The organism is Pseudactinotalea sp. (assembly GCF_048594945.1).
In the GTDB taxonomy this organism is placed as follows: Bacteria; Actinomycetota; Actinomycetes; order Actinomycetales; family Beutenbergiaceae; genus Pseudactinotalea.
This window is the reverse complement of sequence record NZ_JBMDXJ010000323.1, coordinates 13871-28426: the sequence shown is the minus strand read 5'-3', so window position 1 is coordinate 28426 and position 14556 is coordinate 13871. Positions and strand designations below refer to the sequence as shown.

Annotated in this window: 12 protein-coding genes and 1 pseudogene; 9 read left to right on the top strand and 4 right to left on the bottom strand. The window is 70.0% G+C overall.

Annotation, left to right across the window (positions count from 1 at the left end; genetic code table 11):
- From ACOJSN_RS14510 to ACOJSN_RS14500, 3 genes and pseudogenes are all read left to right on the top strand, one after another.
- Nucleotides 1–466: pseudogene (locus ACOJSN_RS14510) on the top strand (ABC transporter ATP-binding protein); the annotation flags it as partial.
- Nucleotides 467–725: 259 nt separating this feature from the next.
- On the top strand, nucleotides 726–1430 hold the full coding sequence (locus ACOJSN_RS14505; RefSeq protein WP_420113207.1) for an endonuclease domain-containing protein: 705 nt from the start codon (nucleotides 726–728) through the stop codon (nucleotides 1428–1430).
- Between the two features lie 81 nt (nucleotides 1431–1511).
- On the top strand, nucleotides 1512–2675 hold the full coding sequence (locus ACOJSN_RS14500) for an alpha/beta hydrolase (RefSeq protein WP_420113206.1): 1164 nt from the start codon (nucleotides 1512–1514) through the stop codon (nucleotides 2673–2675).
- 9 nt (nucleotides 2676–2684) lie between these two features.
- Here the strand turns inward: ACOJSN_RS14500 and ACOJSN_RS14495 are convergent, their stop codons facing one another.
- The 4 genes from ACOJSN_RS14495 to ACOJSN_RS14480 form a co-directional block, all read right to left on the bottom strand.
- On the bottom strand, nucleotides 2685–3452 hold the full coding sequence (locus ACOJSN_RS14495; RefSeq protein ID WP_420113205.1) for an SURF1 family protein: 768 nt from the start codon (nucleotides 3450–3452) through the stop codon (nucleotides 2685–2687).
- Between the two features lie 30 nt (nucleotides 3453–3482).
- Entirely contained in the window at nucleotides 3483–4223 is a 741-nt protein-coding gene (locus ACOJSN_RS14490; RefSeq protein ID WP_420113204.1) for a LuxR C-terminal-related transcriptional regulator, read from the bottom strand.
- Nucleotides 4213–5400 carry a hypothetical protein gene (locus ACOJSN_RS14485; protein WP_420113203.1) on the bottom strand — a complete coding sequence of 396 codons (1188 nt, stop codon included), beginning with the start codon at nucleotides 5398–5400 and terminating at the stop codon, nucleotides 4213–4215. Before ACOJSN_RS14485 ends, ACOJSN_RS14490 begins: the two co-directional genes overlap by 11 nt.
- Nucleotides 5401–5544: 144 nt before the next feature.
- Nucleotides 5545–7170 (bottom strand): carboxypeptidase-like regulatory domain-containing protein, encoded by a 1626-nt coding sequence (locus ACOJSN_RS14480; RefSeq protein ID WP_420113202.1) that lies wholly within the window; start codon nucleotides 7168–7170, stop codon nucleotides 5545–5547.
- 198 nt (nucleotides 7171–7368) lie between these two features.
- On the opposite strand from ACOJSN_RS14480, the gene ACOJSN_RS14475 reads away from it, so the two are divergent.
- The 6 genes from ACOJSN_RS14475 to ACOJSN_RS14450 all read left to right on the top strand — a co-directional run bounded on the left by ACOJSN_RS14475 (nucleotide 7369) and on the right by ACOJSN_RS14450 (nucleotide 14555).
- On the top strand, nucleotides 7369–9834 hold the full coding sequence (locus tag ACOJSN_RS14475) for a phosphoketolase (RefSeq protein ID WP_420113201.1): 2466 nt from the start codon (nucleotides 7369–7371) through the stop codon (nucleotides 9832–9834).
- Between the two features lie 95 nt (nucleotides 9835–9929).
- Nucleotides 9930–11993 carry a phosphate acetyltransferase gene (gene pta, locus ACOJSN_RS14470; protein ID WP_420113200.1) on the top strand — a complete coding sequence of 688 codons (2064 nt, stop codon included), beginning with the start codon at nucleotides 9930–9932 and terminating at the stop codon, nucleotides 11991–11993.
- Nucleotides 11990–13204, top strand: coding sequence for an acetate/propionate family kinase (locus tag ACOJSN_RS14465; protein ID WP_420113199.1), 1215 nt, complete (start codon nucleotides 11990–11992; stop codon nucleotides 13202–13204). The genes pta and ACOJSN_RS14465 overlap by 4 nt, the downstream gene beginning before the upstream one ends.
- A gap of 41 nt (nucleotides 13205–13245) precedes the next feature.
- Nucleotides 13246–13596 carry an ArsR/SmtB family transcription factor gene (locus ACOJSN_RS14460; protein WP_420113198.1) on the top strand — a complete coding sequence of 117 codons (351 nt, stop codon included), beginning with the start codon at nucleotides 13246–13248 and terminating at the stop codon, nucleotides 13594–13596.
- A 1-nt stretch (nucleotide 13597) separates the two neighbouring features.
- A complete protein-coding gene (locus ACOJSN_RS14455; RefSeq protein ID WP_420113197.1) occupies nucleotides 13598–14083 on the top strand; it encodes an SRPBCC family protein in 486 nt (161 codons plus the stop codon).
- 31 nt (nucleotides 14084–14114) lie between these two features.
- Nucleotides 14115–14555: a hypothetical protein gene (locus ACOJSN_RS14450; protein WP_420113196.1), complete on the top strand. Its 441-nt coding sequence runs from the start codon at nucleotides 14115–14117 to the stop codon at nucleotides 14553–14555.
- The last annotated feature ends 1 nt before the right edge of the window (nucleotide 14556 follow it).

Here is a 14556-nt window from a genome sequence, read left to right as displayed (position 1 = left end):
CGTGTTCGTCGGCACGATCGCGCAGAACCTCCGACTCGCGAAGGAGGACGCCTCGGACGAGGAGCTGGCGGACTCGCTGCGTGCGGTCGACGCGTGGGCCTGGGTGCGTGCGCTCGAGCGCGGCCTCGCCACCGAAGTCGGTTCAGGCGGGGTGGCGCTGACGCCTGCGCAGGCGCAGCAGATCGCGCTGGCCAGGCTGGTGCTCCTCGACCCGCACACGCTCGTGCTCGACGAGGCCACGTCGCTGCTCGACCCGCGCGCGGCTCGACACCTGGAGCAGTCGCTGTCCGCGGTGCTGTCCGGGCGGACCGTGGTGGCGATCGCGCACCGCCTTCACACCGCCCACGACGCCGACCGCGTGGCCGTGGTCGCCGACGGTCGCATCGACGAGATCGGCCCGCACGATCAGCTCGTCGCCGCCGACGGCTCCTACGCCGCCCTGTGGCACTCCTGGCAGCAGGAGTAGCCCGGCCGGGAGGCCGGGCCTGGAACGAATCGCGCACTCGATGAAATGGCAACCGGTTGCTACGCCAGCTGACGGCCATCGAGTGCACGCTCCCCCGCCTCCTCCGTCGAGGCCAGTCCCGCATCAGCCCAGCAAGCCTGTCGCGAGCAGCCGCAGCCGGTGCGATCGTCGCGGTGCTGCCGGGCACGTACCTGCGCGCCGACGTCGCGGCTGACCCGTTCTGGCGTTCGGCCGCCGTTGCGCGTGGCGCCCGGACGCTGTGCTGCTCGGCGCGGCGGCCGCGGCGCAGACGTTCTGGCGTGAGGTTCCGGTCACTGAGATCGAGGTCGCGAGCGTGACCTCGATGCGCCGTCCGGGATACCGCTTCGTGCGTCGGAGCATCCCGCAGGAACTCGTGATCAACCGCGGTGAGTCGCTGCTCAGCCACCCCGCTCTGACAGCGCTCGACCTCGCGATCCCCTCCGAGGGCGACTCGATCGACACCGTGCTGCGCTCCAAGATGGTCCGCATCGGCGATCTCGAGACCGCGCTGGCCGCGACACCGTACCGGCGCGGCAACCGCGACCGGCGTCGGCTCCTCCTCGAGAGCCGGGCCGAACCGTGGTCGGCAGCAGAGCGACTCGCGCACAAGGTCCTCCACGGAGCCGGCATCACGGGCTGGCGCGCCAACGTGCCGATCACCCTCGACGGCGACAACTACTTCCTCGACATCGCATTCACCGGCCTCAAGCTCCTCGTGGAAGTCGACGGATACGAGTTCCACTCTCGCCGCGACGTGTTCGAGTCGGACCGCCTGCGCCGGAACGCCCTCCAACTGGCCGGTTGGATCTACCGGCGCTACACCTACAAGCAGCTGAGCGACGACCCCGCGTACGTGATCCGTCAGGTCAGGTCGGGCATCCTGCTCGCCGAGAGCCGGACCCGACTCGCCCGCCTGGAACACATCGCACTCTCGACGACGTGACAACCGGTTGCCTCGGCCCGTTTCGCTCATCGAGCGTGCGATTCGTTCCAGCCGGACGGGCACGTGCCCGCATGCGGAACGATGAGCGACGTGCATCCCCATCTCCGCGCGCTCGCCGACGGCGAGATCGACCTCGACACTTTCGCGTCACTCCTGCAGCGTGACGGCACGCCGCTGATCGAGCGCGGCGCAAGCGGCAGGGCGCACGTCACGTTCGTCCACGTCCAGCAGGAGCCGCTCGACGGGGTCACGCTCGTGGAACAGGTCAGCTGGCTCCCGCCGGAGCAGCGGCAGCTCGTCAAGATCCCTGGAACGCCGGTGTGGCACCTGAGATGGGACCTGCCGGCAGACCTGCGCTTCAGCTACCACGTCGATCTGCGCCCCGGTGGTCCGGTCGGTGACCCCACCAACGCGCACCCGCCGTCGCGCGATTCCCGGCTGCGGCGGCCGGTCGCCGTGCTGCCCGAAGCCGAACGGCTCCCCTGGCTCGATCGCGCCCTCGCGCCCCCACCGGTCGGCATCCTGCACGCGCGCACGTTCACGAGCGCGATCCTCGGCAACGAGCGGCCCGTGTGGGTCTCGACCCCGGCCGGCTGGTCGCCCGACGGCGGCCCGTACCCCGTGGCCGTCGTGCTCGACGGCGAGGAAGGTCACCTCGCCCCGTCGGTGCGCGACCAGTTGCTCGCCGCGAGCGAGATCCCAGCGCTGGTGGTGGTGCTCGTGGACGAGATCGGCCTGCGCAACCAGGAGATGACGGCGAACCCCGACTTCTCGCGCGCGCTCGCCACCGAGCTGCTTCCCTGGCTGCGGAAGGACTTCGCACTCACCGCCCACCCGGCGGAAACGATCCTCAGCGGCAGCAGCTTCGGCGGGCTCTGCGCCGGCTGGACCGCACTGCACCACCCGGAGACGTTCGGCTGCGCGCTGATGCAGTCGCCCTCCTGCTGGTGGCACCCGAGCACGGCCACTCCAGTCCGCACCGGCGAGCCGGCGAGCGTCCCCACGCTCATCGACGCCTTCCGCCAGAACCCACCTGCCCCGATCCGGATCTATCAGGAGTGCGGCAACCTGGAGAACGGTCCACCGCCGGCACGGGTGTGGCAAGTCTTCGGCAACCGGTGGTTGCACGACGTCCTCGACCTCAAGGGCTACGACGCCCGGTACCGCGAGTTCGCCGGCGGGCACGACGCTGCGTGGTGGCGCGGTACCTGGGCCGAGGGGATCCGCTGGCTCCTCGCCCCCTGAGCGCCGGTGTCAGGCTCGCAGCACCCGGACCTCGTCGCGGACCATGCGCCACCACAGGAACAACGCGAAGCCGCCGAACACGAACCACTCAGCCGCGTACAGCAGGTTCCGCACGTTGAGGCCACCGCTGGGCACGACGGGCGGTGGCATCGCCTCGAGCGTCGCACCGCCGCCAGGCGCCCACCCCGGCGCACCGGCCTCGGGCGTCGCTGACACGAGGATCACGTACCCCGAGTAGATCGGCCCGCCCCAGATGTTGACGAGCGCGCCGGCGCTCACCGAGTCGATCTCATCGCCGTCGGCGCCGCCGGTCTCGGCGGCCTCGGATCCGTCGATGAAGCCCATCACGGTCGCGGTGCCGCTCGGCAGCTCGAGGTGGGCAGGATCCTTCTCGGCGACCCAGCCGCGCACGACCGGAAGCAGCGCCCCCGTGCTCTCCTCCCGGAACGCGGTCAGCAGCAGGTAGCCGGGCCGCCCGTCGAGCTCACGCCCGGGCACCCAGTACGCCAGATCCGGCTCCCACACACCGGTCACCTCGACACGCTGCCCCACCATCGCCTGGGTGAACGAGGTCTGCGGGGCGACCACCTCGGCGATCGGCACCGGTGGATCGTTCTCGCGCGCCGCCTGTTCGATGGCGGCCTGCTGCTCCGCCGCACCGACTGCACGGTCCACCTGCCACGCCCCGAGCCGCACGCACACGACCGCGCCGACCAGCAGCAGCGCGAAGATGCCGAGCATGCGGGGAGTCGTCGCTGCTCGTACCCAGTCACGCACCCCACCAGCGTAGGCGGGCGCACGGCATGCTCAGCGCCGCCGACGCCGCCGCTTCTGGCGCAGCTGCCACCAACGCGCCTCGTCCTTCTCGACGGCGTCACTCGCCTCAGGTGGGACCGGCCACATATCGAGGAGGTCACCCGGGCCGATGCCGAGCGCGTGCTCGATCTCCGCAGGCGTGGCCTGCTGCAGGTACTCCGACACGTTCTCGGTCACGGTCGCCCAGTACCCGCGCAGGGTGGACTCGGACAGAAACAGTTGCTCGCCGAGCTCGGCGTAGGTGAACCCGCGGGCACGTCCGGAGAGCACCTGCCGTTGCCGCTCGGACAGGATCGTCAGGTTGTTGCGCCGCACGAGCACCTCGACAAGCCCGATCAGCGCCTGCGGCATCACGACCTCGCCGGCAGCCACCGCGGCGAACGCCTCCTGGGTCTCGGCCGTCCCGGCAGATTTCGCGACCACGCCCGACGCCCCGGCCGCCAGGCACGCCGCCAGCACGAACCGTCGCTCCTCCTGCGTGAACACGCACACCCGGTAGCCGGCAGCGACCACGGCCCGCACCGCCGCGATGCCCTGCCGCACGTCGGGCTGGCTGGCGTTGCTCAGGTGCAGGTCGAGGATCACCACCTCGGAGTCAGGGCGTTCGTCGAGCATCTGCTCGACTCCTGCATAGCGGCCGACGACGTCCAGTCCCGTCATGAGGATCGGCACCGACTCGCGGATCACCGTGGCATCGTCGACCACGACGGCGGTGGGTCGCTCAACCGACATTCTCGCCCCCGCTCTCGGTCGCAACCCCCGTGAGTACCGCAGTACTCCCGCGCCCCCGGGTCGAGGACAGCTCGAAGGTGACGTCATGCCGCCGGAGCTGCTCGTGGGAGACCTCCCGCAGCCCGACGCCCCAGTGGCCAGGGTCGGCATCGAAGCCGCGGCCGTCGTCGTGCAAGGTCACGATCCACCGGGTCGCGCCCGCTGCGGCGGGCGCGGCGTCGGCGTGCAGCACCACGGTGTCGGCGTCGGCGTGCTCGCGCACGTTGAGAAGCAACGCAGCCACGGCGTGGTCCAGCGCAGCCGCAAGCTCGCTGCTGACCGGGACACCCTCGGCCAGGTCCACCGTGACCGTGAGCGGCAGGTCGTCGAACCGCTGCGCCGTGGCGCGCAGCCATGAGGCGAGGTCCTGCGGGCTTGACCCGCTGCCCGGCTGCTGCTCGCCCTGCAGGTAGCTCCGCATTCGACGCACCTCGATGTCGGCCTCGCGGCGCAACCCGTCGCGCACCTCCTCGCCGAGGTCAGGATCGGCAAGCAGCCGCATCACCGCAGCGCCGTTGTGGATGGCGAGCTGGGCACGTCGCTCCTCCTCGCGCCGCCCGAGCTCGGCCGCCTCGGCGCGTGCGAGGTCACCGTCGGCTGCGACCCGCCGGATGTAGCGGACCGCCACACGCGTCACCGCAGCGAGCACCACGTAGGTGAGGATGTTCCCGATGGCCGTGCTCATCCCCGCTTGCTCCACGTGCAGCACCCGGTAGTACACGTCGGCGGCCACCACGGCCGTCACACCCGCCAGCCACCACCAGGCGGCCCGGATCACGGCGCCGCTCGCCACCACCGACAGGGCGTACGCCGGCTGGAACCCCACCCAGGTGCCCACCCGCATGTCCGGCGGCACGCACAGGTCTCCGAGCACCAGCAAGCCGGCCGCGACCACGGCGTCCACGGCGAACAGCCGCGGTCCGACCGGGTGCTGCCGGATCAGCGCCACCACGCTCACGGTCAGCGCCATCGCCGCCGCGAGCCCCCAGCTCACCGCGTACACACCGGGTCGCTGCGAGACCGCGAGCCCGGCACCGAGCGCGGGAGCCATCTGCACGAGCGTCCCGATGCGCAACCCGGCCACCGCGAGAGCGAGGGCACGTTCCATGCCGAGCGCCGTCGTCGGGATCTTCTCCACGACGCGGCCTCGCAGCCGCGACCACAACCCCGGAGGGCGCGGTTCGGGGGCGGATGCAGGGAAGGGCACGGAGGGCATCCTCCCGGAACCCTGAGCGCCCTTCCAGCGCAAGCGGCGGCAGAACTCCCCTGCCGCCGAGGCAGGTCAGGTGTTCCTGGGCGGGTCGATGACGCCGCCGAGGCCCACCTGGCGGGTGCCCTCCGACCGGACCGTCACCGGCTCGGCGCCGGGCATCGTGGCGGTGACCTCGAGGTAGATCCGGTGCCCGCCGTCCGCCTGCTGGATCGCGTAGAACGGCCGGGTCGCACCGCTGATCGGGGTGTCGCCGCGATACCACTGGTAGGTGAGCGTGGCCTCGCTGTCCCACCCGGCCACACGCGCCGCCAGTGCGTTCTTCGGCTGCGGCAGCAGCGGGCCTTCGATCGCGACCGTGCCCGGATCGATCACCGGTACCTCCAGCGTGGCGAACGCGAACCTGCTGGCCGGGTAGTCGCTGTTCCCGCCGGGCTTGTACTCGTAGATCCGCAGGTACGCGCTGATCTCCGCACCGGCCAGCGCCTCCGTGATCGTCAGCGAGTGACCGAACACCTCGGGGACACGGACGCCGTCGGCGTACCACGTCACCTCCTTGTTCACCTCGGCCGGCGTGGTCGCACCGATCTCCGCGGTCACGGTGCTTCCCGAGGTGTTGGAGCCGCTGAGCTCGAACGAGGCGAGCTCGGGAGCGCGCTCGCCCACCGTGCCCGCGTCGACCGTGGCCGTGGTGCTGACGTAGCCCTCCGCCTCGCCCGTGACCTGGACCGCGAGTCGCACGCCGTCAAGATCGTCCGTCGGCACGAATGTGCGCTCGGTCGCCCCCGTGATCGCGACGAACCCGGCGTCCTCGTACGTCCCCCACTGGTACGCGAGCGACAGGCCGGTGGGCTCCCAGCGGTTGCTCTCGACCGTCAGCGTGCCGCCCACCTCGGCGTCTCCGTGCACCACCGGGTACTCGTGCCAGATCGAGCGGCCGGCAGCCTCCATGGTGATCGAGAACTCGACCTTGCGGTCGTCCGGGGCGAGGGTCACGGGCGTCGCGTCCTCGATGTCGCCGCCGCTGGCGTGGCAGGCGGTGTGATAGCGCAGCTCCGGATTGTTCTCGGGTGTGTAGTTGACGTCCCGCAGGCAGAAACGCACGGTGTCGCTGCCGGAGCGAAGGCCCATGAAGAGGCGCCCCTCCTCGTCCGTGATGGGCGCATCGTGAGCGAGCGGGTTCCACCGGTCGTTCTCGGCGTCGTAGAACTCGATCCACAGGGGGATGTTGGGCAACGGCGCACCGGCCTCGTCGACCGCGGTGACCAGGACCCCCCGCAGGAACGGCAGCTCGAACTCGACCTCGGTGGTGCCGGCCCCGATCTCGACGGAGTCGTGGAAGTTCGGCTCGCTCGTCGAACCGTTCCAGCCCGCGCCGCTGTAGACGGCGTCGACGCCCGGCCGCTGGTCGGAGGACCGCACGTAGTAGCGACCCGGCTCGATGGCGTCGATCTCGAACGTCCCGTCGGCGGCGACCTCGGCGCGCTGGACCGTGCCGCCTCCCTCCGGCGATACCTCGACCACCGCGTGGGTGTCGGTGCTGCCGTCGATGCCGACGACCACGCCGGTCAGGGTCGCGTCCGCCTCGTCCGCGTGCGCCGGGACCGCCGAAGCGGCCAGTCCCAGTGCCAGGACTGCCGCTCCGACGGCCCGTGCAGACCATCGCGTCACGCTCGGGTTCGGTGTACTCGTGGTCATGCTTCGGCGTCCCCCGCCTGCTCGTCCGACACGTCAAGTCCCGGTGCGCATCGACGCATCGGGACTGTCACCAGCGTGCGGGATCCGCCGCGTGCGCGGTACCAACGAAATCGCGGACCTGGGACCAACGGCTGAGACAACCACTGGCGCGGCAGAGTTGGATGAGGAATCGTGGACGCGACGACTGGAGGCTCTCCCATGACCGCAGGCTCCGACACGATCACCTGGCCGGCGCGCGACGTCGCCGACCTCGACGACGACACGCTCGACCGGATCGATGCCTGGTGGCGCGCCGCCAACTACCTCTCGGTCGGACAGATCTATCTGCTCGACAACCCGCTGCTGCACCGGGACCTCTCGCGTGAGGACATCAAGCCTCGGCTGCTCGGCCACTGGGGCACGACACCCGGCCTGAACTTCCTGTACGCCCACCTCAACCGTGCGATCGCCGAACGGTCCACGAGCACGGTCTACGTCACCGGCCCCGGTCACGGCGGCCCGGGGCTGGTGGCGAACTCCTACCTGGAGGGCACCTACAGCGAGACGTACCCGGACATCACCGCCGACGCCGAGGGCATGCGCAAGCTGTTCCGGCAGTTCTCCTTCCCCGGCGGTATCCCGAGCCACGTGGCTCCCGAGACCCCGGGCTCGATCAACGAGGGCGGCGAGCTCGGCTACTCGCTCTCGCACGCCTACGGCGCTGCGTTCGACAACCCGGACCTGCTGGTGGCGGCAGTGGTGGGCGATGGTGAGGCCGAGACCGGGCCGCTCGCGACCGCGTGGCACAGCAACAAGTTCGTCAATGCGGCCAAGGACGGCGTGGTGCTGCCGATCCTTCATCTCAACGGCTACAAGATCGCCAACCCCACGGTGCTCGCGCGCATCCCGTCCGAGGAGCTGGCCGATCTGATGCGCGGGTACGGGCACACGCCGTACGAGTTCGTGGCCGGGTTCGACGAGGAGTCCTACCGCTCGATCCATCAACGGTTCGCTCGCCTTCTCGACGAGGTCCTCAACGACATCGCCGCCATCAAGAAGGCCGCTGCCGAGGGCGACGAGGACCGCCCGGCCTGGCCGATGATCGTCTTCCGCACCCCGAAGGGGTGGACGTGCCCGCCGGAGATCGACGGCAAGCGCACCGAGGGGTCATGGCGTGCCCATCAGGTACCGCTGGCCAGCGCCCGCGACACCCCGGAGCATCTTGAGGTGCTCCGCGGCTGGCTCGAGTCCTACGTGCCCGAAGAGTTGTTCGACGACGGCGGAGCGTTGCGTCCCGAGATCGCCTCGCTCGCACCGGTGGGCGAGCTCCGTATGAGTGCGAACCCGCACGCCAACGGCGGTCTGCTCCTGCGTGACCTGAGGCTGCCGGACTTCCGGGACTACGCCGTCGACGTGCCCACGCCGGCGGGCGCGATCGGCGAGTCGACCAAGGTGCTGGGCACCTGGCTCACCGAGGTGATCCGCAAGAACCCTGACAACTTCCGCATCTTCGGGCCGGACGAGACAGCGTCGAACCGGCTGCAGGCCGTCTACGACGCGACCGCCAAGCAGTGGAACGCCGAGTACCTCCCGGAGGACACCGACGACCATCTGGCGCGAGCGGGCCGCGTGATGGAGATGCTGAGCGAGCACCAGTGCCAGGGCTGGCTCGAGGGCTACCTGCTGACCGGCCGGCACGGGCTCTTCAACTGCTACGAGGCCTTCATCCACATCATCGACTCGATGTTCAACCAACACGCCAAGTGGTTGGACGTCACGCGCGAGATCCCGTGGCGGCGCCCGATCGCGAGCCTCAACTACCTGCTGTCCTCGCACGTGTGGCGGCAGGACCACAACGGCTTCAGCCACCAGGATCCGGGCTTCCTCGACCACGTGCTGAACAAGAAGGCCGAGGTGGTGCGGGTCTACCTGCCGCCGGACGCCAACACGCTGCTGTCCACCTACGACCACTGCCTGCGCAGCAAGGACTACATCAACGTGGTGGTAGCGGGCAAGCAGCCGGGTCCGCAGTTCCTCGACATGGATGCGGCGATCGCGCACTGCACGCGCGGCCTCGGTATCTGGGACTGGGCCGGCACCGAGGTGCAGGGCGAGGACCCGGATGTGGTGCTCGCGTGCGCCGGGGACATCCCGACCCTGGAGGTCCTCGCCGCCGCCGATCTGCTGCGACAGCACCTGCCTGAGCTCAAGGTGCGCGTGGTCAACGTGGTCGACCTGATGCGGCTGCAGGACCCTGCCGAGCACCCGCACGGGCTCAGCGGGCGGGACTTCGACACGATCTTCACCACCGGGTCCCCCATCATCTTCGCGTTCCACGGCTACCCGTGGCTGATCCACCGCCTCACCTACCGACGCAACGGCCACCACAACCTGCACGTGCGCGGGTACAAGGAGGAGGGCACCACCACCACACCGTTCGACATGGTGATGCTGAACGACCTCGACCGCTACCACCTGGTGATGGACGTGATCGACCGGGTCCCCTCGCTCGGCGCGAGGGCCGCCGGGCTGCGGCAGCAGATGGCCGACTCCCGGCTCCGCGCCCGCCAGTACACCCGCGACCACGGCGATGACATCCCCGAGGTCCGTGACTGGGTGTGGCCTGACGCCGGCGACCAGGTCGACCCCGCAGGAGCCCAGGACACCGCCGCCGACAACGAGTAGCCGTTGCGTCATACGCTGCGTGATACCTCCCTTCGAGCGTTCGACGCAACGAGTCCCCGACCCCACGAGCACGATCACACCGCAGGAGCACATGTATGGCACGGAGCGTCTATGTCACCTCGCCCGAGGGACACACCGGCAAGTCCTCGATCGCCCTCGGACTGGTCGAGCTGTTCGCCGCGCAGGTGCGCGTGGGCGTGTTCCGCCCGATCGCGCGTGCCGATGACGGCACCGACTCCGTGCTGGACCTGCTCCTGGCGCACGACGGCGTGGACCTCACCTACGAGCAGTGCATCGGCGTCACCTACGACGACGTGCACGCGGACCCGGACGCCGCGCTCGGCGAGATCATCCGCCGCTACCGGCAGATGGAGGGTCTGTGCGACGTGGTGGTGATCGTGGGCTCGGACTACACCGATGTGGCCGGCCCGACCGAGCTCGCGTACAACGCGAGAATCGCTGCGAACCTGGGCTCCGCCGTCGTGCTGGTGGGGTCGGCTCTCAAGCGAGAGGCCGACGACGTCCGGCAGATGGTCGACATCGCGTCGGCTGAGCTTGTGGCCGGCCACGCGGAGGTGGTGGCGGTGGTCGCGAATCGCGCGAACCCCCAGCACCTGGAGGAGATCCGCGAGCAGCTGAGCACGGTCCCGGTCCCCGCGTGGGTGATGCCCGACGTACCGCTGCTGTCGGCGCCGACGCTCGCGAACCTGATGGAGGCGGTCGACGGGCGCCTGGTCGCGGGAGATGCCGAGCTGCTGGATCGCGAGGCGGAGACGCTGATCGTCGGCGGCATGACGATGGACCACATCCTCGACCGACTGGCCGACGGCGGCGTGGTGATCGTGCCCGGCGACCGCTCGGAGGTGGTGCTCGCGATCGTCGCGGCGCACGCCTCGGAGAGCTTCCCGTCACTGGCCGGAATGATCCTCAACGGCGGCTTCCTCCCTTCGGACCAGGTGACCCGGCTGATCAGCGGTCTGCCGCAAAGGCTGCCGATGGTCGCGACCGAGCTCGGCACGTTCGAGACCACGCGGCGAGTGGCCGAGACCCGGGGGCTGCTGTCCACCGGGTCGCAGCGCAAGCTCGACACCGCGCGAACCACCTTCAGCCAGCACGTCGACGGCGCCGCCTTGTTGAAGGCTGTCGATCTGCCGCGTTCGGAGGTGGTGACGCCACTGATGTTCGAGTACGACCTCATCGAGCGCGCCCGCGCCGATCGCAAGCACGTGGTGCTACCTGAAGGATCGGACGACCGGATCCTGCGGGCGGCGAGCACACTGCTGGCACGTGACGTGGTGAACCTGACGATCCTCGGTGACGAGGCCAGCATCCGCGCCCGCGGCAGTGAGCTGGGGCTCGATCTGGCGGATGCCACCGTGGTCTCCCCCACCGACCGTGAGCTGCGCGAGCAGTTCGCCACGACGTACGCCGAGCTGCGGGCGCACAAGGGCATGACCGTGGACCGCGCGCGGGAGATCGTGGTGGACGTCTCGTACTTCGGCACGATGATGGTGCAGCTCGGGCTCGCCGACGGCATGGTCTCCGGCGCGCAACACACCACAGCGCACACGATCAAGCCGAGCTTCGAGATCGTCAAGACGGTCGAGGGCGTCTCGGTGGTCTCCTCCGTGTTCTTCATGTGCTTGGAGGACCGCGTGCTGGTGTACGGCGACTGCGCGGTCAACCCGGACCCGACGGCGGAGCAGCTCGCCGACATCGCGATCTCCTCCGCGGCGACCGCGCAGCAGTTCGGGGTGACGCCACGGGTCGCGATGCTGTCCTACTCCACGGGCGAGTCCGGCTCGGGTGCCGACGTGGACAAGGTCCGCGGCGCCACCGAGCTCGTGCGTGAACGCGCACCGGAGCTGGTGGTGGAGGGGCCGATCCAGTACGACGCTGCCGTGGAGCCAGATGTGGCGGCGTCCAAGATGCCCGACTCGGCCGTGGCGGGCCACGCGACCGTGCTGGTGTTCCCCGATCTGAACACCGGCAACAACACGTACAAGGCGGTGCAGCGGTCGGCCGGGGCGGTCGCCGTCGGGCCTGTCTTGCAGGGTCGGCGCAAGCCGGTCAACGACCTCTCGCGCGGGGCGCTGGTGCAGGACATCGTCAACACGGTCGCCATCACGGCGATCCAGGCGCAGGGGGTCGCACAGTGAGCAAGCCGGTCCTGGTGATCAACTCCGGGTCGTCGTCGTTGAAGTACCAGGTGGTGGATGCCGAGAGCGGCGAGGCTCTCGCCGTCGGGCTGATCGAGCGGATCGGCGGCGCGGGCCCGGGCGCACTCACCCACACCGTCGGCGGCGAGAAGCATCCCGCCGAGGTCCAGGTGCCCGATCACGCCGCGGCCATGGCCGCGATGTCGGATGCCTTCGCCCAGCACGGACCGGATCTCGCCGAGGTGGGGCTGGTGGCGGTCGGACACCGCGTCGTGCAGGGTGGCGCCCGGTTCGGGCACTCGGTGCACATCGATGAGGAGGCGCTCGCCACCATCGAGCAACTCTCCGATCTCGCCCCGTTGCACAACCCCGCGAACGCGGCCGGGATCCGCGTGGCGAGGGCGCAGTTCCCCGACCTGCCGCACGTGGCCGTGTTCGACACCGCGTTCCACCTGACGATGCCGGAGGTCGCGCACACGTACGCGATCGACCGGGAGGTCGCCGAGGAACACCGCATCCGCCGCTACGGCTTCCACGGGACCTCGCACGCCTACGTCTCGCAGCGGGCCGCCGAGTTCCTGGGGCAACCGCTGGAGGACACCAACGTCATCGTGCTGCACCTGGGCAACGGGGCCTCGGCATGCGCGGTGCGGGGCGGGATCTCGGTGGATACCTCGATGGGTCTCACCCCGCTCGAGGGCCTGGTGATGGGCACCCGTAGCGGCGACATCGATCCCGCGGTGGTGTTCCACCTGGCGCGCACGGCAGGGATGGACATCGACGCCGTCGACACCCTCCTCAACAAGCGCTCCGGCGTGCTCGGTCTGTCTGGGCGGCAGGACATGCGAGATCTGGTCGAGGCAGCCGCGGCCGGCGAGCCTGAGGCGCAGCTCGCGCTCGAGGTCTACTGCTACCGGGTCCGCAAGTACATCGGCGCCTACCTCGCGGTTCTCGGCCGCGTCGACGCGATCGTCTTCACCGCAGGTATCGGCGAGAACTCCGCCGAGGTTCGCGCGCTCACGCTCGAAGGGCTGGCCGGCCTGGGGATCGAGCTCGACGGCGAGGCGAACCTCGTGCGGTCGGGTGAGGCCCGCGACATCGCGACCTCGGCATCGCGGGTACGCGTGCTCGTGATCCCGACCAACGAGGAGCTGGAGATCGCACGACAGGCGATCGACGTCGTCGGCACGAGATCGTCAACCTACAACTGAACGGTTGCGCATCCCGCTCTCGCGGCGTAACGTACAACCCGATGGTTGCACATGGGCTCTCTGACGACGACGCCGATCGGATCTTCCAGGCACTGGCGGACCGCACCCGGCGCGACATCGTCACGCGGGTGCTGACCTCCGAGCAGTCGGTGTCGGAGCTCGCGGAGCGCTACTCGATGAGCTTCGCGGCGGTACAGAAGCACGTCGCGGTGCTCGAACGGGCCGGGTTGGTCCGCAAGGTGCGCCGCGGACGCGAGCAGATCGTCCACGCCGAGGTCGACGTCATCCATCAGGCCAGATCGCTGCTGGAGCGCTTCGAGCGCCTGTGGCAGCACCGGGTAGCGCGTATCGACGCGCTGCTGACCGAGCACGACGCCACACAAGGAGACTGACATGCCTGTTCTGCACGCTGAGACCGATACCGAGAACCTCACCCTGACGATCGTGAGCGAGCTCGCCGCCACCCCGGAGCGGGCGTGGCAGCTCTGGGCCGACCCGCGCCAGCTCGAGCAGTGGTGGGGTCCGCCGACCTATCCCGCCACGTTCCACCGCCATGACCTCACCCCTGGCAGCGACTCGCGCTACTACATGACCGGTCCCGACGGGTCGCGCTCGCACGGCTGGTGGACCACCGTCGAGACCACTGCGCCCGCGCACCTCGTCTTTCGCGATGGCTTTTCGAACGACGATGGCGAACCCGTTGACCCGCAGGACTACGGCACCGTCACAGTCGCGATCGAAGCGGTCGGCGACCGCACGCGGATGTCTGTCCAGACGACGTTCCAGTCGACCGAACAGCTGAACGAGATGATCGGCATGGGCATGGCCGAGGGAATGACCGAAGCGATGGGGCAGATCGACGCGCTGGTGGCCGGCTGAGGCGAAAGTGGGGCCGCGTTAGCCTGGCCGGGTGCGTGAGACCGGGAGGCGAATGCCGCGCGGTGTGCGCATGGCGCAGGGGCTCTGGGTCCTGGGGTTCGGCATCGGAACGGTGTCGCACCTGGTGGACCTGGCGAGCGCGGGAACTGCTGTCTACGCGGGGTTTCCTGCGCCCGTACGCGCATTCTGGGTCGCGCTGACGCTTCTCGACCCTGCCGTGATCGCCCTGGTGCTGCGCCGGCAACGCGCCGGCGTCGCACTGGGCGCGTCGGTGATGGTCGCCGACGTCGCGGTCAACGGGACCATGTTCGCGACCACCGGGTCGTTGACTGCCCTCGGCATGACCACTCAGACCATCTTCCTGCTCGCCGTCGCGCTCACGGCACCGCTCCTGTGGCGCTGGTTCGGCTCCACCACCGCAGCGGTGGGGCCTACCATGCAAGGGACCGCCCGACCGCCCACCGACAGCTGAG